The organism is Pseudomyxococcus flavus, from assembly GCF_050038885.1.
Classification (GTDB): domain Bacteria; phylum Myxococcota; class Myxococcia; order Myxococcales; family Myxococcaceae; genus Myxococcus; species Myxococcus flavus.
The window spans coordinates 8216487-8233841 of record NZ_CP143624.1; the positions used below are offsets into that span (position 1 = coordinate 8216487).

Below are 17355 nucleotides of genomic sequence, written 5' to 3' on the forward strand. Positions count from 1 at the left end.
GGTGAGGTCGTCCGTGGCGGCTCGGACCGGGGAGTGCGTGGCGATGGGTGAGGGGAGTACGGGCCGTCCGGCCCTGACGGTGATTGCCGGGCCCACCGCCTCGGGGAAGACGGCGCTGGCCATCGCGCTGGCGCGGCGCGCCGGTGGGGAGATTGTCAGCGCGGACTCGCAGCAGGTGTACCGGTACTTCGACATCGGGACGGCCAAGCCCTCCGCAGAGGAGCTGGCCGCCGTGCCGCACCACCTGGTGTCCGCCGTGGACCCGATGGAGGCGTTCTCCGCCGTCGAGTACCAGCGGCGGGCGGACGCCGTCATCGCGGAGATTGCCGCGCGCGGCCGCCCTGTCTTCGTCGTCGGTGGCACCGGGCTGTACCTGCGCGTGCTCCTGCATGGCGTGCTCGAGGCACCGGGCGCATTGCCCGCGCTGCGGGAGGAGCTGGAGGCGCTCGCGGCGACGCAAGGCCGAGAGGCGGTCCACCGCAAGCTGGCGGAGGTGGACCCGGAGACGGCGGCGAAGCTCCCGCCCCAGGACCTGGTCCGCGTCATCCGCGCCATGGAGATCCACGCCCAGACGGGCGTCCCAGCCTCCGAGTTCCGCCGGGCCCATGCCTTCGCCCCGGACCGGTATCCCTTCCAGCTGTTCGTGCTGGCCCCGCCCCGGGACGAGCTGTACCGCCTCATCAATGCGCGCACGCAGGCGCTCTTCGCGCGGGGGCTGGTGGAGGAGACGCGCGCGCTGCTGGCGCGGGGCTACGCGGACGCGGCCCCCATGCGCAGCGTGGGCTACGTGCAGGCGCGTGCCGTCGTGGAGGGGCGGATGACCCGGGACGAGGCCATCCACGACACGGCCCAGGAGACGCGGCGCTACGCCAAGCGCCAGCTGACGTGGTTCCGCAAGGAGCCCGGCGCCGTCTTCCTGTCGCCGCCCTACGAGGACGCGCTCGGCCGCGCGGGTGCCGCCACCCCTGCCACCTGAGCGTCCCGACGCGCGGGTGGGACAGGCGGGGGACGGAGCAGGGCCAGCAAGCGTTGTCGGGCTCCGGACAGCGGTCCATGTTCGAGGATGGATGCGCCAGGGCCTCGCGTGCGTGTGCCGTGAGGCAGCCCGGCCGCCGTGGTGCTCACTCTCAGGGAGCAGTCGTCATGGCCTTCACCGATGAACGCAGTACGGACAACCCGACCGCTGACGTGGCGCCGAGGGTGAACTCGGCCGCATGGGGCGGCCCCTTCATCCTGGGGTTGTTGATGACCATCCTGGGCATCGTCGCGCTGGGCGCCGCCTTCTTCACGAGCCTGGTGTCGGCCATCCTGTTCGGCGCCTTGCTGGCGGGGGCGGGCATCATGGAGGTCATCTCCGCCTTCCGTGAGCGCAAGTCTGGCGGCCCGTTCTGGCTGTACCTGCTGAGCGGCATCCTCTCCGTGGTCGTGGGCCTCTTCATCCTCGTGTATCCGGCCGCCGGACTGGGGGCGATGACGCTCCTGCTGGCCGGCTACTTCTTCGCCAGCGGGCTCTTCCACACCATCACCTCGGTGATGGATCGCTATGCCCGGTGGGGCTGGGACTTCTTCTACGGCGCCGTCTCCATCGTCCTGGGCATCATCATCATGCGCCAGTGGCCCATCTCCGCCGTGTGGCTGGTGGGCACGCTGGTGGGAATCGGCATCTTCTTCCGCGGCATCGCGCTGATGGCGGGGGCGCTCACCGTGCGGCGGGTGCTCCGCTCCGGGGGGCCGACGACCCCCGCCTCCGTCGCGTCCTGACGGGCAGCCAGGCGCCCGCGTCGCATCCGTCGGGGACGGACGCTTCGCGGGCGTTGCCCTGCGATGATGCTTGCCATGTCCCGCGCTGGCGCGGCAGCGTACGCGCCCTGCGCCCATGATTGACTACGACCCGCACCGTTGGTGGAGCTACTTCCATTACCTCCGCGGCTCGATGGTCCGCGAAATCGTGGCCCGGGTCCTGGTGTGTGTCCTCTGGGCCGCGGGCGTCACCGCGGTCCATCTGCACTTCAAGGCCCTGGACATCCCGACCACGGTGCACACGCTGGCGGGCATCTCGCTCAGCTTGCTGCTCGTCTTCCGGACGAATGCCTCCTACGACCGCTTCTGGGAGGGCCGGAAGCTGTGGGGCGGCATCGTCAACGAGACGCGCAACCTGGCCCGCGCGTCCGGCGTCTTCCTGCGCCAGGACGCGGCGCTCTACAGCACCTTGCTGCGGTGGATCAGCGCATTCCCCTATGCCGCCACCGCCTCGCTGCGCGGAGAGCGGGACCTGGGGCCGGTGGCCCCCGAGCTGGCTGCCGACGAAGCGAACGCGGTGCTGAGCAGCCAGCACGTGCCGCTCGCGGTGGCGCAGAAGATGTCCGCCGCGCTCGATGAGGGCCGGCGGCGCGGCTACTACCCCGAATACGTCCAGATGCAGCTCGACCAGAACGTCCAGCTGCTCATCGACTACATCGGTGGCTGCGAGCGCATCCACAAGACGCCGATTCCGTTCGCCTACATGATGCACCTGCGGCGAGCGCTCATCTTCTACTGCTACACGCTGCCGTTCGCCCTGGTGGACTCGTTCGGCTGGTTGACGGTGGTGGCCACGTTCATCGTCGCCTACGTCTTCTTCGGCATCGAGGAGATTGGCGTCGAGATCGAGGACCCGTTCGGCCACGACGACAACGACCTGCCGCTGGAGCGCATCTGCGAGACGATCCGCGCCAACCTCAAGGCGCTGATGCCCGGGAGCGCCGAGGCCGTCCATGCCCCGGTCGCCGCCGTGGCCGTGCCTTCCGGCAATCAGGACGCGTAGCGGTCCGCTGCCAGTTCCCGCGCCTCGCCGGCGAGCGGCGGCGCGGGCGTGGGCGCCACCTCGGAAGAGGGCAGCGGCACGCGCCCGGTGAGCAGGCGCAGCAGCCGGTCCGGGTCCACGGGCTTGGGCAGAAAGGCCTCGGCGCCCGCGTCCAGGGCGCGCTGGCGGACGTGGGGCCGGTTGAGGCCGCTCATCACCAGCACGCGGGTGCTTCGGGTGAGGGGATGCTGCTTGAGGCCCTCGGCCAGCCGCAGGCCGTCCACCCAGTGCAGCACCACGTCCAGGAGGATGGCCGTGGGCGGGCGCCGGGCTACCGCGCAGAAGAGGGCGAGCTCGTCTGCGAAGGCCACCACCTTGGCGCCCGTGCTCTCCAGCAGCGCGGTCAGCGCGTCGCGGGCGTCCGGGTCGTCATCCACCACGTAGTACAGGTCCGGCTCCAGCTCGGGCACCACCGTGGGCACCGGCTCCATGGTGGTGCGGAGCCAGGCGCCCAGCATCTCCCGAAGGCCGGCCCACCGCGCGGCGCCCAGGAGCGCCATGGGCGTGGGGCTGCTCAGGCCCAGCACGCCGCCGCCGAAGCTGCCTCTCAGGGTTCGCCGTCCCTGCGCCTTGATGAAGGCCTCCGGTGCCCGGGCCCCCGCGCGGCGCAGCCAGGTGATGGCGCGCGACCCCGCCGCGGCGTCCTCCAGCAGCTCACCCAGGCCTTCGCGCACGTAGCGGCGCTCCAGTGTCCCGGCATCCAGGCCGCCGTCGAGCAGCGCCACCGCGGCACGGCTGCACGACGCTAGCGTCTCCGACAGCCCCACCTGGAGCGGATGGCCGAACGCCGCGGGCCCCACGGCGAGCTGCCCCGGGGCCACCAGCGTCCGGCCGGGCCCGTAGGGCAGGCGCGTGGTCTCCAGCGCGGCCAGCTCGAAGCCTTCTTCCACCAGCCCATCGCGGGCCGCCATCATCAGCACCTGGCACAGGTCCGCGGGCGTCACCGCGGGACCGAAGGCCAGCGCGTACACCGAGCTGGCACCGGGCAGCAGGAAGAGGGCGTCCACGGAGGGCAGGGGGGCAATCCAGAGCCGGGCCACGGGGGCCAGCTCCAGCCGGGGCGCGGCATGGCGCAGCCGGGCCTGGACCGCCGCCACCGTGGGAGCGGGCCGGAAGCCCTTGAAGAAGGCATCACCCATCAGCGGCCCGGCGCCCGCCGCCAGGGCCACCGCGTGGAAGCGGTCCCCGCTGCCCTGCGCGCGCACCACCAGCGGGCCCGAGCCCCGCACAGAAGCAGGCGCGTCCGGCGCGGGCGCCTGGCGCTCCACGCGCTCGACGTGGCGGGGAAGGAAGCGGGCGCCCTGAGCGCTGGCGGCGGTGGCGAGCACGTCCCGGACCTGCTCCAGGCCGCCCAGCCCCTGGGGCCAGCCGTCCACCACCCACAGGCCTCCGGTCGTGGAGGGGAGCAGCTCACGCCGGCCCTCCGCGATGATCTCCATGCCGCGCAGCTCGTGGGTGCGCCACTCGGGAGGAATGCGGCAGCCCAGCGCGGCCAGGCGGGAGCGGCACTCAGGTGTCAGCACGGCCGGCGGGGCGGTGCGCTCCGCCGTGCCTCCGGAATAGACGCGCACGTCCAGGGCGAGCCCCCGCGCACGTCCGTTGAAAAGGAGCGAGGCGGCAAGCCCTGCTCCGGCAATGCCGCCTCCCACCACCGCTACCCTCGAACCCGTCGCCAGTCTGTTCCCCAGCATCATCCGCGCCCTCGCTGCTGCCCCGCCGTTGCCTGCCTCGCCGTGCCCGTTCAGTGCCGTTGTGCGGGAGGGGCGTTCGTGGGCCGGCCGAACACCACCACCCGATCCCGCCCCTCGCGCTTCGCCTCATAGAGGGCCGCGTCCGCTGCCTTCATCAGCGACTCCGGGTCCTCCCGTGGTCCTTCGAAGGTATGGTCGGCAATGCCCACGCTCACGCTCAGTCCAAAGGGGGCAGGGCGGCCGTCGTTCTTCTGCACGCCGACGGCGCGCAGCCCGGAGCGGATGCGCTCGGCGAAGACGGCTGCTTCCAGGGCCGTCTGATGCGGCAGCAGCGCGACGAACTCGTCCCCACCGAAGCGCGCCGCGAAGTCGGACTCGCGCAGCTCGTTCTTCAGCTGGGCCGCGAGCGCCAGGATGGCCCGGTTGCCCACGTCGTGGCCCAGGCCGTCGTTGATGGCCTTGAGGTGGTCCAGGTCGATGATGACGACGCTCAGCGGGTACTGGTAGCGCCGGGCGCGGCGGAACTCCTCCTCCAGCCGGACCGTCAGCGCGCGGTAGTTGGCCAGCCCGGTGAGGCCGTCCGTCTGCGCGAGGATCTGCAGCCGGCGCTGCTGCTCGCTCTGGCGCAGCGCCCGGTCGATGCGCGCCAGCAGCTCCCGCGCGCTGGCCGGCTTGTGGATGAAGTCCACGGCGCCCATCTCCAGGCAGCGCTCCAGGGTGGCCTCGTCCGCGTCGCCCGTGAGGAAGATGACGGGCACGGCCTCCGTGCGCGACTCGCGCTGGAGCATCTCCAGCACCGCGAGCCCGTCTCCGCTCGGGAGGAACCGGTCCAGGAGGATGAGGTCCGGGCGGTGCTCGCGCGCCAGCTCCAAGCCCGCGTCCGAGTCCGACGCCGCGAGCACGTCGAAGCGGGCGGCGAGCAGGTCCACGAGGCTCTCGCGGACGCCCGCGTCATCCTCGATGATGAGGAGAAGGGACCGCCCAGAGGTCCGGCCGCGCCGTTCCATGCACCACTCCGCTTCATTCGGCTGCTGCGAAATGGCAGGCCGAAAGTCTCGGGTGCCACGCCCTGCCGTGTGCTCCCAACGCCCCTGCGCCCCACGCGCATCCGCCGCCGCCCGGTCCTGCAAGCACACCCCAACGCCTACAACCTTCACCCGAGACCTCCGGCTGCCAAGCCTGTCAGGCTCCGCGTGACGGGGCCTTTCCCCGCCATCCGTGTGCAGGGGACAGGAGCAAGCAGCATGCCCTTCGGTGAGGAAGGGCAGTCAGAGTGTTTCCGGGCGGTTGCACACCCACTGCGTCGCCCTGTTGTACAGGGTCGGAAGACGTTGCAGCGCGCTGAGAGGCGAAGCGGTAGATATTCCCGTGCGCGGGCCGACGCTGGGGACCGCGCCGCGGGGCACTAGCGTCGGGTGTTGAACTGCATGCGGCGGCCACCCATGGGCGGCATGACCGGCGGCGGCGCCTCCAGGCCGAACTGCCACCACATGGGCTCGTAGGGCTTCATCTTCAGGCGCTTGTCGTTCTGCAGCTGGGAGAGGCTGCCCTTGAGCTTCTCGTCCCTGGGGTTCGCCTCCACGCCCCGGGCGAGCACGCGCAGCGCGCCTTCCTTGTCCTTGTTCTGCAGCAGGCACCAGGCATAGGCCGCCCAGACGATGGACTCCTTCTTCCCGCTCTTGGCGGCGGCCTCGAACGCCTTCTTCATGGCGTCGAAGTCCTTGCGCTGGAAGTACAGGGCGCCCTCCATGGCCTTGGCCATGTAGTTGCGGGAGCTGCCCTTGTCGAAGGCCGCCTTGGCGCCCTCGTGGTCCTTGACCATGTACTTCAGCATCCCAATCTGGGAGTGGAGCTCGGGGCCGACGAGGAACTGCCACTTGTCGTAGACGAGCCCCTGCTCGAGCGTCTTCACCGCCCGGTCCACCCGCGCCTGGGCGTCCTTCTGGCTCGTGGGCTGGGACTGCAGATCCTTCTGGACCACCGTCATCAAGGCCTGGACGCGGCTGGCCACCCTGCGGGCGAGCACGATGTAGGTGCCAACGAAGGCCAGGATTCCGGGGACGAGCCCGGCCCAGATGGAGAAGCCGGTCACCTTCACCAGGAGCGCGACGGCAATTCCCACACCGAGGGAGATGAGAAGGTTGTACATGGGGGGCCCCTCTTAGCGATGTGCGTGCGGCACCGCAATCTTCGGATGCACTTGGTTTCAACTCGCGGTATACGTCTGGCCGTCGCGACAGCAGGGGGCCCTCTGTCGAAATTGGTAGACGAGGCGGACTCAAAATCCGCTGCGGCTGACCCCGCGTCCCGGTTCGAGTCCGGGGAGGGCCATCATCCGATGGGCAGGACCGGCGAGGTGGTCTTCCGCTGGAAGCGCCCGGTCCTGATATAGGACAGGCTCCAGCAGGTAGGGGCGGCGGAGGTACCCCGATAATGAGGGTGTTGCTGGTCGAGGACGACGCGAGCCTTCGGGAAGGCATGGGCGAGCTCATCTCCGAGCTGGCGGAGGTCCATGCGGTCAGCACCGGAGAGGAAGCCGTCGCCGCCCTTGAGGCGGAGCGCTTCGTCCTGGTCATCACCGACCTGCGCATCTCCGGTGGCGAGCTGGGCGGCCGCACGGTCGTCGAGGCCGCCCGGAAGCACCAGCAGGCGGTGGCCATTGTCAGCGCCGCGACGCCGGACGAGGTGATCCAGGCCGTCCAGCCCCAGGTGGCGGACGCCATCCTCCTCAAGCCCTTCCAGATCGACGACATCGTCGCGCTGGTGGAGCGCTTCCTCGCGCTGCGTCAGGACGTGGCGCGGCTCGCCTCCCCAGGGCTCCAGCCCCCGGCGAGCGCCTGGAGCGAGGTGGGGGCGCACGTGCGCGTTGCCCGGGACGCCGCGTCGGCGACGGCCTGGGTGTCCGTGACGCCCGGTGGCGATTTCGACTGGACGTTCTACCCCACGCCCGGCGGCGCCGGGGTGGGCGTGGTCGATGGGGCGTTCGAAGTGGACGGCATGACGTATTCCGCGCCTGGGTATTTCTTCCTGGGGGCCGGGCAGCGGGCCCGGGTGCGCAGCCCGGCGGGTGGGCTGGCCGTGGCCGTGGGACTGAAAGGGCAGGGCTGAGGCACGTGGATTCCGTCTGGCCCGCAGTCCCCCTCGACCCGGAGCGCCTGGGTCGTCCGTCCCGGCGTGGCGCGACGGCGGCGCTGGAGGCCCACATCGCCGTGCTCCGGGGCGAGCCCTTGAAGGCCGCGCTCGCCAATGCCCTGCGCGAGGCCAATGGCCTGGGCGGGCAGGAGCGGCGCTTCACCGCCATGGCCGTGCGCGAGCTGTCCCGGCACCAGCGCCTGCTGGACCTGGCGGCCCGGCTCCTGGGCCACACCATGGGAAAGGTGGGGCTGACGGAGGACCAGGCGCTGGTCCGTTATGCCCTCTGGCGCCGCATCTTCTGCGGCGAGGGTTGGACCCGCATCGGTCCCGAGGTGCGGCTGCCGGGCCCGGTGCGTCCGCGCACCATCAAGGATGATCTCCTCCAGCGCGTGGTGGAGCAGCCGCTGCCGGAAGCGCCGCTGCCGGAGTCCCAGGCCGAGCGGCTGGCCATGCGCTACTCGTTCCCCAACTGGCTGGTGCAGCGCCTGGCCCAGGTCTACCCGGGCGATGTGCTCGAGGGCCTGCTCGCGTCATTGGATGAGGAGCCGTCGCTGCACTTCCGCGCGCGGCCGCCGGGGACGCGGGACGCGGTGCTCGCGGCGCTGAAGGAAGAGGGCGTCAACGCCGAGCCGGTGGCCGCGGCCCCGGACGCGGTGCGGGTGACGGATGCCAGCCACCGCGTCTTCGAGACGAAGGTGATGAAGAGCGGGCGGCTCCAGGTGCAGGACGTGGGCAGCCAGCTCATCTCCGAGATGTGCCGGCCCCGGGAGGGGTCGCTGGCGGGCTTCACCGTGGCGGACGTGTGCGCGGGCGCCGGGGGAAAGACGCTGGCGCTGGCGGACTTCGTCGGGCCCACGGGCAAGGTGCTGGCGGGAGACCGCTCCCGGCGCCGGCTGGCCGAAGCGCGCGAGCGCGTGCGCCACTTCTCCCTGCGGCAGGTGGCGTTCCCCCATCCGCTTCCGCTGTCCGAGGCGGATGTCCTGCTCGTGGATGCGCCGTGCAGCGGCACGGGCTCGCTGGCCCGCGAGCCGGATCAGAAGTGGAAGCTCACGGCCCAGGAGGTGGCGCGCTACCAGGCCACCCAGACGGAGTTGCTCGAAGAGGTCTCACGCCAGGCGAAGCCGGGCGCACTCATCGTCTATGCCACCTGCTCGGTGATGCCCGAGGAGGACGAGGCGGTGGTCGAGGCCTTCCTCGCGAAGCATCCCGACTTCACGCTGGAGCCTGTCGAGGACGTCCTCGGCCCCGAGCGGGCGGCGCTGGCGGCACACGGGCCCTATCTCAAGGCGCTGCCTCCCAGGGTTCCCGGGGGAGGCTTCTTCGCGGCCCGGCTGCGGAGGACCGGAGCGGGGCCGGGTTGACAGGTTCCGAAGACGCACGCTACGCAATCGTTGATTCCTCAAGGAGTGTGACTGACTTGGCGGCCGACTCGAAGCAGTCCGAGGTGGTGAAGCAGATCAACGAGGCCTTCCAGGAGGCGCAGGCCCGGCTGGCCCAGCTCCGAGAGGCGGTGGAGCGCAACACGGACCTGGCCCGTGCGAATGCCCGGACCACCGTGCTGAAGGATCAGAAGGAGAAGGCGCTCAAGGATCTGGGCGAGGCCGTCTGGCGCCAGGTCCAGAAGGGGCGCCTCGAGCTCCCAGCGGGATTCGCCGCGGCGCTCAAGGCCGTCGAGGCCGCCGAGCAGGCGGCCGAGGCCCACGCGCGCGAGCTCACGGACATCCTCATGGAAGGTGAAGAGGTGGCGGCGCGGTTGAAGGATCAAAAAAACGCACAAAGGCCTCAAAGAGTTCTGGTGCCTGGGACGAAGAAGCGGTAGAAGGCACGCACTTCGTCGGTCGGGCCGCTCCCCAGAGCGGCTCAGCGGAGAAAGACGGGGCTATAGCTCAGCTGGGAGAGCGCTTGAATGGCATTCAAGAGGTCACCGGTTCGATCCCGGTTAGCTCCACTCTGAAACGAAGAGGCCCGCCTGGGAAACCCGGCGGGCCTTTTTGTTTTCCGGCGTCGTGCAGCTCAGCCCATCACCGCCCGGCGCACGAAGAAGGCCCGCCAGCGGGTGGCTGACGGGCCTCGGGACTGCAGCGGCTGTCGCCTGGCGACTACGCCTTGCCGGCGAAGATGGCCATCACGTCCTTGAGGAGCTTGATGGACTCCTCGTGCGGACGCTGGAAGGCGTTGCGGCCCATGATGGAGCCGAAGCCGCCGCCGGCGTTGATCTGCTTGATCTCCTCGAGGAGGGCGTCGGTGCCCTTGGCCTCGCCGCCGGAGAAGATGACGATGCGCTTGCCGTTGAAGGCGGAGCGGACGACCTCGCGGACGCGGTCCGCCAGCGTCTTGGTGACGATGCCGGCCTTCTCGAAGGCCTTCTTCGCCTCGGCCTGCTCGATGTGGTCCTGCGGCGGCTTCACCTTGATGACGTGGGCGCCGAGCTGCGCGCTGATCTGCGCCGCGTACGCCACCACGTCGATGCCCGTCTCACCCTCCTTGGACATGTTGCCGCGGGGATAGGCCCAGAGGACGGTGGGCAGGCCGTAGGACTTGGCCTCGGCGATGATGTCGCGCAGCGCCTCGTACTGCTCGTTGCGCGCGCCGGAGCCCGGGTAGATGGTGTAGCCGACGGCGGTGCAGCCCAGGCGGACGGCGTCCTTCACGGAGCTCGTCACCGCGGACATGGGGTTGGCCACCTTCGCCAGCGTGTCGGAGTTGTTGAGCTTGAGGATGAGGGGAATCTCACCGGCGTACTTGCCGGCGACCGCCTCCAGGAAGCCGAGCGGCGCCGCGTAGGCGTTGCAGCCCGACTCGATGGCCAGCTTGATGTGGTACTCGGGGTCATAGCCGGCGGGGTTCGGTCCGAAGGAGCGGGCCGGGCCGTGCTCGAAGCCCTGGTCCACCGGGAGGATGACGAGCTTGCCCGTGCCGGCCAGCGTGCCGGTGTTCAGCAGGCGGGCCAGATTGGTCAGCGTGCCGGGGTTGTCGGACGGGTACCAGGACAGGATCTGCTTGACGCGATCGGTATGGGGCATGTGTGGGGATCCTCGGTCTCGGGAACAGGGCGCAATCTGCTGCATGCGCCACGTCCCACCAACTCCTTTTCACGCGCGAGTGTCATGGGTTCCACGACAGCGCGCTGCCCCCGGGCCCACCGGGCGGGGAGCGGGGCGGCGCCTGACGATGGAAATGGGACGAACAACACCGGTGACGGCTCGCCGGTGAACGGACATGCTGCGCCGCCGAGGGGTTCTCGGGTATTGGGGAGCGCCTCAAGGCGGGTAGATGCGCAGACACCTGGATCATGGCGTGACAGTGGCGCTGGTGCTCGTGGCGGGCGTTGCCGGAGCGCAGCTCACCCCGGGCTCGGTAGGGACGGGGAGCAGCCCTTCAACGAGCGCCGGCGGTGCGCCCGCGCCCACCACTCCCTCTCCTGGGACGGCCCCGGCGCCAGGAACGTCGCCCGCGCCGCCGCCGGCGGACCTGGGGACTCCCGGCTCGGACACGCCCACGGCCATGCCGGGGACCGGCGCTCCGGGAGGCTCGCGCCCCACGCCTCGCGTGGGCACCGGAGGCCCGGACCTGCCGCCGGGCCCGCCCTCCATCGCCCCCAGCTCCATCGAGCAGACCCCGGAGGCCGGGGGCAGGGGACCGGCGATCTCACCCGCGCCCGCTCAGGAGCCGGGTGAAGAGGCAGAGCAGGTACAGGACACCGTGGCCGAGTCACCCGACACGGAGGCGAAGCCCGCGCGGCGGGCGCCGCTCACCCTGGCGCAGCTGGTGAAGCGGGCCCGGGAGTCCGACTCGCGAGTGGAGGAAGCGACTGCGGAGCTGCGCAAGTTCCACGCGCTCTACCAGCAGGCGAAGTGGGCCTGGTTCCCCAAGTTCGAGATCACCGTGGGCGCCGGTGGCCCCATCCCCGAGGCCCGCAACAACGGATTGGGCGGGCCGCCCACGACCGAGGCCTCGCTCGAGGGCGACCTCAACTTCGGCCGCGTCGGTGTCACGGTGTTCTCCACCGGCAACGCGGTGTTGCCGCTCTACACCTTCGGCAAGCTGACGGCGCTGGAGAAGGCGGGCGCGCAGGGGCCGGTGCTCGGGGCCGCGCTGCGCGATCGCGTGCGCAACGAGGTCGGCTTCCAGGCCGCGCAGGCCTACTACGGCTACCAGCTCGCGCGGAACGGACTGCAGCAGATTGAAGAGGTGTCGAAGCGGCTCGAGGACGCCGCCCAGCGCATCGATCGCCTCCTCAAGGAGGACTCGGCGCAGGTGTCCGCGGTGGACTCGTACAAGGTCCGCTTCTTCCGGCAGTTGGTGGAGGCGCGCAAGGCGGAGGCCCTGCAGGGGCGCCAGTTTGCGCTCGCCGCCATTGGCCTGCTGGCCAACGCGGGACCGGATGACGCCGTGACGGTGGTGGAAGAGGACCTGGAGCTCGAGGAGGACGTGCCGGTGCCCTCGCTGGAGCAGGCGCTGGCGCGCGCGGAGCAGTACCGCCCGGAAATCACCGCCATCACCGCGGGCATCGCCGCCCGCGAGCAGGAGGTGTTCATCCGCGAGCGAAGCTACTTCCCGGACCTGGGGCTCGCCGGCTTCTACGACGTGCGCTTCACCAGCAGCGCCACGCGGCAGCGCAGCCCGTTCGCGTTCGACCCGTACAACGATCGCTCCGCGGGGCTGGGCTTGGTGGTGCGCGGGACGTTCGACATCCCCATCAAGGACGCGCAGCTCGAGCAGGCTCGCGCGGAGCTGGACAAGCTGCGTGCGCAGGAGAAGCAGATTCGCGCGGGCATCCGGCTGGAGGTGGCCAAGGTGCACGGCGAGCTGGTCGCCGCCTGGAGCCGCGCCCGGTCCTTCGGGGAGGCCGAGCGGAACGCGCGGCGCTGGGTGACGGCCGCCTTCACCGCGTTCGACCTGGGGACCGGCGACACGCGTGATCTGGTGGACGCTTTCACGGCCTATGCCCAGGCTTCAGGAGACAAAGGCAAGAGCTGGCACGATGTTCGGGTGGGAATGGCCGCCCTCGCACGCGTGACCGGAGCGCCGCTGGCTCCGGGTGAATAACCACGCGCTCAACGCTGTCTTCCCTACTGTCCTTTCACTCGGAGCTGAATGAATGATTGCTTCCCTGCTTGCCGCCACCCTGCTTGCCGCCGCGCCGGGCCCGCTCACGGTCGTCAAATCCGGGAACGCGGACGTGCAGAAGGCGGCCAACGCCCCGGGCGCCACCGCGCAGTCGCTCGCCACGGTCGTGGAGAAGTTCGTGGACTTCGAGGAGCTGGCCAAGCGTGCCCTGGGTGACAAGGCCTGGGCCGACCTCAAGCCCGCGCAGCGCAAGGAGTTCACCGAGACGATGACGGGGCTGCTGCGCGCGTCCTACGCCCAGAAGGCCCTGGGACAGGCACAGGCGCAGGTGAAGTACGGCGACGAGGGCATCGACGGCAACGAGGCCACCGTGGGCACCACCGTCACCGTGAAGAAGGACGCCATCCCCGTCGAGTACCGCCTGTACCGCACCTCGGCCACCGGGAACTGGCGCATCTACGATGTCATCACCGACGAGGTGTCGCTGGTGGACACGTACAAGGGGCAGTTCCGCAAGCTGCTCGCCGACAAGGGCTTCGACGGGCTGCTCTCCACGCTGAAGAGCAAGCGGGCGCAGCTGGAGAAGGAGAACGCGGCGTCCGCCCAGAAGAGCGCGGGCTCGACGGCGGCGCCGTGACGCGGGGCTAGGACCCGGCGCTCCTTCACCCAGGCCGGGGTGCCCTCACGGGACCTCGGCCTTCGTTTTTTCAGCGGCCAGCGTCCCCGCCAGCCCCTGGGCCAGGGGAATGGAGGGCAGGAAGCCGAGCTCCCGGCGGGCGCGCTCGGTGGAGCACGTCCACGCCGGGCACGTCATCTCGCGGACCTTGTCCCGGTTGAGGATGGGCACCGTGCCGCGCAGCCGGGCCACGGCCTCCGAGCCCAGCCCCACCACGTAGCTGAGCGTCTGGGGCACCGGCACCACCGCGGGGCGCCCCTTGCCCAGCGCGCCCGCCATGGCCGCGCAGACGTCCTCCCACGAGTGCTCCACGCCGTCGGACACGGTGTAGACGCCGCGGGCTACGTCGTCCCTGGACACGGTGGGGCCGCGCTCGGCCGCCGCGAGCAGGGCGGTGCAGAGGTCATCCACGTGGATGAGCGAGTAGCGCTTGGGCCCGAAGCCGCTCTTCAGCGCCAGCCCGAGCTTCGCCATGGGCAGCAGCGAGGGGACGAACTCCACGTCCCCCGGGCCATAGACGATGGGCGGCCGAACGATGACGGAGGGCACCTTGTCCGCGAGCTCGCGCACGGCCTGCTCGCCGCCCAGCTTGCTGCGGCCGTAGATGGACACGGGCGCGGGCGGGTCCTCCTCGCGGCGCGGACGGTCCGGCGTGGACGGCCCGGCGGCGGCCAGCGAGGAGCAGTACACCAGCCGGGGCGGGTGGGGCAGGGCGGCCATGGCCTCCACCAGCCGGCGGGTGCCGTTCGCGTTGCCCTCCATGTAGCCGGAGGGCTCGCGCGACTTGGTGACGCCCGCCAGGTGCAGCACGACGTCCACGTCGCGCACGGCCTCGGCCAGCCCGTTGCCGGTGGTCAGGTCCGCAACGACGAAGCGGGCGCCGAGCGACTCCAGGGGGCCGCGGCGCGAGCTGGCGCGCACCATGAGGGTGAGCGTGTCGCCACGCTCCACGATGCGGCGGGCGAGCCGCTGACCGATGAAGCCGGTGCCGCCGGTGAGCAGGATGCGCATGGCAGACTCCTCGTGTCGGGCAGGATTCAGAGCGCGCGCTGGAAGACGCGGTACGTCTTGGAGCGCTGGGCACCCATGGACTCGATGGCGCGGTTGACGAGGTGGTTGTCCTCGAGCGTCCACGAGATTTCCCCGCCCACGTAGCCGAGCCGCTTCGCGGTGCGCAGGGTGTCCAGGTACAGGATGGCGTCCAGGCCGCGCCGCCGGTAGCCCTCCTTGATGCCGAGGATGATGAGGCGCAGCCGGTTGATGCGGCGGGACGCGAGCGCCAGCTTCACCAGGCCGATGGGCAGGCCGAACGTGGTGAGCCGGCCGTTGGCCGCGCGGATGGCCTGGTTGGCGTCCGGGACGGTGAGGGAGAAGGCCACCGGCTCGCCCTGGACCTCCGCCATGAGCGCCAGCTCCGGCCGGACGACCGTCTTGAGCTCCTTGGCCAGGTGGTCGAACTCCGCGTCCGTGAAGGGCACGAAGCCCCAGTTCTTCTCCCACGCCGAGTTGTAGATGTCCCGGATGCGCTTCACCTCGGCGTCCAGGTTCTTCATGTCGACCGGACGCACGATGACGCCTTCGCGCTGGCGGATCTTCTCGGAGATGCGCACCACCTTCTCCGGCGGCTGCGCGGACGAGGACAGCTCGAAGGCGTACAGGTCCTTCGCCTTCGTCAGCCCGCACGCCTCCAGCAGCGGCAGGTAGTAGGGCGGGTTGTGCGGCATCATCACCGCGGGCGGCGAGTCGAAGCCCTCGATGAGCAGGCCCCAGTCCTGATTGGAGGAGAAGTTGGCCGGGCCCAGCATCGCGTTCATGCCCCGCTGGCGCAGCCAGGACGCGGCGGCGTCCAGCAGCGCCCGGGCGATGCCCGCGTCATTCACGCACTCGAAGAGGCCGAAGAAGCCCTCCTTCGTGCCGTGAATCTCCATGTGGCGCGGGTTGCGGATGGCGGCGATGCGGCCGACGAGCTCGGTGCCGCGCCGGGCCAGGAACAGCTCCACCTCGCCGTACTCGAAGAAGGGGTTCTTCTTCGGGTCCAGGAAGTCCCTGCGCTCCATCTCCAGGGGGGCGACCCAGTGGGGATCGTTCTTGTAGAGGGCGTAGGGGAGGCGGATGAACTGCATCCGCTCCGCCTCGCCGCGAACGGGGGTGACCTGCACGTCCGAGGGCATGTTCGGGAGCGAAGGAGTCGGGTGGGACGGCTCGGCGTGGAGGGCCATGGGCAGCTCAGTTCCGGTCGGAGTGGGCGCCGTTGCGCATGAAGAAGTGGGCGCCCTTCTCCAGCAGCAGGCCCGGGAGCTCGCCGCGCTTCTCCCACAGCTTCATCGGCGCCGAGCCCAGCTTGCGCAGGTCCTCCGGCTGGAGGTTGGCCGCGCGCCACGTGAGCTGCTCCACCGCGTCGAAGAGCCGCCCGGCCACCTCGCGCGACGACATGCGCGACAGCTGGTCCAGCGTGATGCCGCCCTTGTCCGCCAGCAGTCCGGCCGAGCCCGCGGACCACTTCTCGCTGGCCCGGTTGGCCAGGATGCGGGTGCCGGGCCGGGCAATCTGCACCGGCTCGTACACGGTGGGGCGCGTCTCCGGAATCACGTTCAGCTTGCGGCCGATGGTCTCGAAGATGTCCAGCACCCGGTCGAGCTGCGCGTCGGTGTGCGTGGCCATGTACGAGGTGCGGATGAGCGCATGGCCCTGCTCCACCGCCGGCGGAATCACCGGGTTGGCGAAGACGCCGGCCTCGTGCAGCGCGCGCCAGAAGCGGAAGCACTTCACCTGGTCGCCGATGTGCACCGGCACCACCGGCGTTACCGACACGCCGGTGTCGAAGCCCATGGCGCGGAAGCCGTTGTGCATCTTCTCCGCGATGTCCAGCAGGCGCGCGCGGCGCTCCGGCTCCGCTTCGATGATCTCCAGCGCCTTGAGGGCCGCGGCGATGGAGCCCGGCGTCATGGACGCGGAGAAGATGACCGAGCGGGCCTTGTGGCGGATGTAGTTGATGACCTCGAAGGGACCCGCCAGCACGCCGCCCAGCGACGCGAAGCTCTTGGAGAAGGTCCCCATGACGAGGTCCGTCTCCTTCTCCAGGTCGAAGTACTCCGACGTGCCCCGGCCCAGCGTGCCCAGCACGCCCATGGCGTGCGCGTCATCCGTCATCACCCGGGCGTTGTACTGCTTCGCCAGCTCCACGATGCGGGGCAGGTTGCAGATGTCGCCCTCCATGGAGAAGACGCCGTCGGTGACGATGATCTTGCCCGCGTCCGGATCCGCCTGGGACAGCAGCTGCTCCAGGTGGTCCATGTCGTTGTGGCGGAACTTGCGCTCGGTGGCGAAGGACAGGCGGATGCCATCCACCAGCGACGCGTGGTTCTGCCGGTCGCTGAAGACGATGTCGTGGCGGCCCAGGATGGAGGCCAGCGCCAGGTTCGTCTGGAAGCCGGTGGAGATGACGATGGCGGCCTCGCGGTTGAGGAACTTCGCCAGCCGGGCCTCGAGCTCCTCGTGCAGCGCCAGCGTGCCGTTGAGCAGCCGCGAGCCGGAGCTGGTGGTGCCGAACTTCTCCGTCGCCTTGATGGCGGCTTCCTTCACCCGCGGGTCGGCGGACAGGCCCAGGTAGTTGTTGGACCCGACCATGATGACGCGCCTGCCTTCGATCTCCACCTCGGTGGCGCCGTGCGACGCTTCGATGGCGCGGAAGTACGGGTAGAGCCCCGTGGCCTTCGCGATACGGTAGTCCTTCCAGTTACGGCATTTGTCGAAGACGTCGCTCATGGGTGATCGGTCTTTCTCTCAGGCTGCGTCTGGAGGCATTGGACCGGCCCGGGAGCCTGAGGCTCTCCTAGTCGCGACTGTCCCGCTGCAAGGCTTCGGCTTCGGGCTGTCTGCGTCCGGCGGCCTCCCACGGGGGACGCGGGGGCGTGAATAAAGAGGGAGCGCGGCAGTGTCAA

The 17355-nt window shown here is 70.5% G+C and carries 15 protein-coding genes and 2 tRNA genes; 10 read left to right on the top strand and 7 right to left on the bottom strand.

What is annotated here, in order from left to right:
• Nucleotides 1-43: 43 nt before the first annotated feature.
• The 3 genes from miaA to VZL07_RS34395 all read left to right on the top strand — a co-directional run bounded on the left by miaA (nucleotide 44) and on the right by VZL07_RS34395 (nucleotide 2803).
• Nucleotides 44-976 (top strand): tRNA (adenosine(37)-N6)-dimethylallyltransferase MiaA, encoded by a 933-nt coding sequence (gene miaA / locus VZL07_RS34385; protein ID WP_426752166.1) that lies wholly within the window; start codon nucleotides 44-46, stop codon nucleotides 974-976.
• A 167-nt stretch (nucleotides 977-1143) separates the two neighbouring features.
• Complete coding sequence (locus tag VZL07_RS34390; RefSeq protein ID WP_426752167.1) at nucleotides 1144-1761, top strand: HdeD family acid-resistance protein; 618 nt, start codon at nucleotides 1144-1146, stop codon at nucleotides 1759-1761.
• 115 nt (nucleotides 1762-1876) lie between these two features.
• Nucleotides 1877-2803 carry a bestrophin family protein gene (locus VZL07_RS34395; protein ID WP_426752168.1) on the top strand — a complete coding sequence of 309 codons (927 nt, stop codon included), beginning with the start codon at nucleotides 1877-1879 and terminating at the stop codon, nucleotides 2801-2803.
• Here VZL07_RS34395 and VZL07_RS34400 read toward each other — a convergent pair.
• The 3 genes from VZL07_RS34400 to VZL07_RS34410 form a co-directional block, all read right to left on the bottom strand.
• Nucleotides 2791-4536, bottom strand: a complete 1746-nt coding sequence (locus tag VZL07_RS34400; RefSeq protein ID WP_426752169.1) for a response regulator — start codon at nucleotides 4534-4536, stop codon at nucleotides 2791-2793. The two genes, VZL07_RS34395 and VZL07_RS34400, sit on opposite strands and share 13 nt — an antisense overlap.
• Before the next feature lie 47 nt (nucleotides 4537-4583).
• Complete coding sequence (locus VZL07_RS34405; protein ID WP_426752170.1) at nucleotides 4584-5540, bottom strand: diguanylate cyclase; 957 nt, start codon at nucleotides 5538-5540, stop codon at nucleotides 4584-4586.
• A gap of 398 nt (nucleotides 5541-5938) precedes the next feature.
• The gene (locus VZL07_RS34410; protein ID WP_426752171.1) at nucleotides 5939-6682 is read right to left on the bottom strand and encodes a tetratricopeptide repeat protein; all 744 of its coding nucleotides are present in this window, start codon (nucleotides 6680-6682) and stop codon (nucleotides 5939-5941) included.
• A gap of 96 nt (nucleotides 6683-6778) precedes the next feature.
• Here VZL07_RS34410 and VZL07_RS34415 point away from each other — a divergent pair.
• From VZL07_RS34415 to VZL07_RS34435, 5 genes are all read left to right on the top strand, one after another.
• A tRNA-Leu gene (locus VZL07_RS34415) sits at nucleotides 6779-6864 on the top strand.
• Nucleotides 6865-6966: 102 nt separating this feature from the next.
• Complete coding sequence (locus VZL07_RS34420) at nucleotides 6967-7641, top strand: response regulator (RefSeq protein WP_426752172.1); 675 nt, start codon at nucleotides 6967-6969, stop codon at nucleotides 7639-7641.
• Between the two features lie 101 nt (nucleotides 7642-7742).
• Complete coding sequence (locus VZL07_RS34425) at nucleotides 7743-9029, top strand: RsmB/NOP family class I SAM-dependent RNA methyltransferase (RefSeq protein WP_426757433.1); 1287 nt, start codon at nucleotides 7743-7745, stop codon at nucleotides 9027-9029.
• A gap of 56 nt (nucleotides 9030-9085) precedes the next feature.
• A complete protein-coding gene (locus VZL07_RS34430; protein ID WP_426752173.1) occupies nucleotides 9086-9487 on the top strand; it encodes a hypothetical protein in 402 nt (133 codons plus the stop codon).
• A 56-nt stretch (nucleotides 9488-9543) separates the two neighbouring features.
• Nucleotides 9544-9616: transfer RNA gene (locus VZL07_RS34435), tRNA-Ala, on the top strand.
• Between the two features lie 151 nt (nucleotides 9617-9767).
• Here the strand turns inward: VZL07_RS34435 and VZL07_RS34440 are convergent.
• On the bottom strand, nucleotides 9768-10691 hold the full coding sequence (locus VZL07_RS34440) for a class I fructose-bisphosphate aldolase (protein WP_426752174.1): 924 nt from the start codon (nucleotides 10689-10691) through the stop codon (nucleotides 9768-9770).
• A gap of 250 nt (nucleotides 10692-10941) precedes the next feature.
• Between VZL07_RS34440 and VZL07_RS34445 the strand changes: the two genes are divergently transcribed.
• Entirely contained in the window at nucleotides 10942-12717 is a 1776-nt protein-coding gene (locus tag VZL07_RS34445) for a TolC family protein (protein WP_426752175.1), read from the top strand.
• Between the two features lie 52 nt (nucleotides 12718-12769).
• Nucleotides 12770-13375, top strand: a complete 606-nt coding sequence (locus VZL07_RS34450) for an MlaC/ttg2D family ABC transporter substrate-binding protein (protein WP_426752176.1) — start codon at nucleotides 12770-12772, stop codon at nucleotides 13373-13375.
• Nucleotides 13376-13420: 45 nt separating this feature from the next.
• Here VZL07_RS34450 and VZL07_RS34455 read toward each other — a convergent pair whose 3' ends face one another.
• From VZL07_RS34455 to VZL07_RS34465, 3 genes are read right to left on the bottom strand one after another with little or no spacing between them, the layout of a single operon-like run.
• Nucleotides 13421-14425 (bottom strand): NAD-dependent epimerase/dehydratase family protein, encoded by a 1005-nt coding sequence (locus VZL07_RS34455; protein ID WP_426752177.1) that lies wholly within the window; start codon nucleotides 14423-14425, stop codon nucleotides 13421-13423.
• A gap of 26 nt (nucleotides 14426-14451) precedes the next feature.
• Nucleotides 14452-15633 (bottom strand): N-acetyltransferase, encoded by a 1182-nt coding sequence (locus tag VZL07_RS34460; RefSeq protein WP_426752178.1) that lies wholly within the window; start codon nucleotides 15631-15633, stop codon nucleotides 14452-14454.
• A gap of 7 nt (nucleotides 15634-15640) precedes the next feature.
• Nucleotides 15641-17179, bottom strand: coding sequence for an aminotransferase class I/II-fold pyridoxal phosphate-dependent enzyme (locus tag VZL07_RS34465; protein ID WP_426752179.1), 1539 nt, complete (start codon nucleotides 17177-17179; stop codon nucleotides 15641-15643).
• Nucleotides 17180-17355 lie beyond the last annotated feature (176 nt).

What these genes read in the sequence shown, in the direction of transcription:
- VZL07_RS34405 (WP_426752170.1), bottom strand. Translation starts at nt 5,540, where the DNA reads ATGGAACGGCGCGGCCGGACCTCTGGGCGGTCCCTTCTCCTCATCATC.
- VZL07_RS34440 (WP_426752174.1), bottom strand. Translation starts at nt 10,691, where the DNA reads ATGCCCCATACCGATCGCGTCAAGCAGATCCTGTCCTGGTACCCGTCC.
- VZL07_RS34450 (WP_426752176.1), top strand. Translation starts at nt 12,770, where the DNA reads ATGATTGCTTCCCTGCTTGCCGCCACCCTGCTTGCCGCCGCGCCGGGC.
- VZL07_RS34460 (WP_426752178.1), bottom strand. Translation starts at nt 15,633, where the DNA reads ATGGCCCTCCACGCCGAGCCGTCCCACCCGACTCCTTCGCTCCCGAAC.
- VZL07_RS34395 (WP_426752168.1), top strand. Translation starts at nt 1,877, where the DNA reads ATGATTGACTACGACCCGCACCGTTGGTGGAGCTACTTCCATTACCTC.
- VZL07_RS34400 (WP_426752169.1), bottom strand. Translation starts at nt 4,536, where the DNA reads ATGATGCTGGGGAACAGACTGGCGACGGGTTCGAGGGTAGCGGTGGTG.
- VZL07_RS34445 (WP_426752175.1), top strand. Translation starts at nt 10,942, where the DNA reads ATGCGCAGACACCTGGATCATGGCGTGACAGTGGCGCTGGTGCTCGTG.
- VZL07_RS34465 (WP_426752179.1), bottom strand. Translation starts at nt 17,179, where the DNA reads ATGAGCGACGTCTTCGACAAATGCCGTAACTGGAAGGACTACCGTATC.
- miaA (WP_426752166.1), top strand. Translation starts at nt 44, where the DNA reads ATGGGTGAGGGGAGTACGGGCCGTCCGGCCCTGACGGTGATTGCCGGG.
- VZL07_RS34420 (WP_426752172.1), top strand. Translation starts at nt 6,967, where the DNA reads ATGAGGGTGTTGCTGGTCGAGGACGACGCGAGCCTTCGGGAAGGCATG.
- VZL07_RS34455 (WP_426752177.1), bottom strand. Translation starts at nt 14,425, where the DNA reads ATGCGCATCCTGCTCACCGGCGGCACCGGCTTCATCGGTCAGCGGCTC.
- VZL07_RS34410 (WP_426752171.1), bottom strand. Translation starts at nt 6,682, where the DNA reads ATGTACAACCTTCTCATCTCCCTCGGTGTGGGAATTGCCGTCGCGCTC.
- VZL07_RS34390 (WP_426752167.1), top strand. Translation starts at nt 1,144, where the DNA reads ATGGCCTTCACCGATGAACGCAGTACGGACAACCCGACCGCTGACGTG.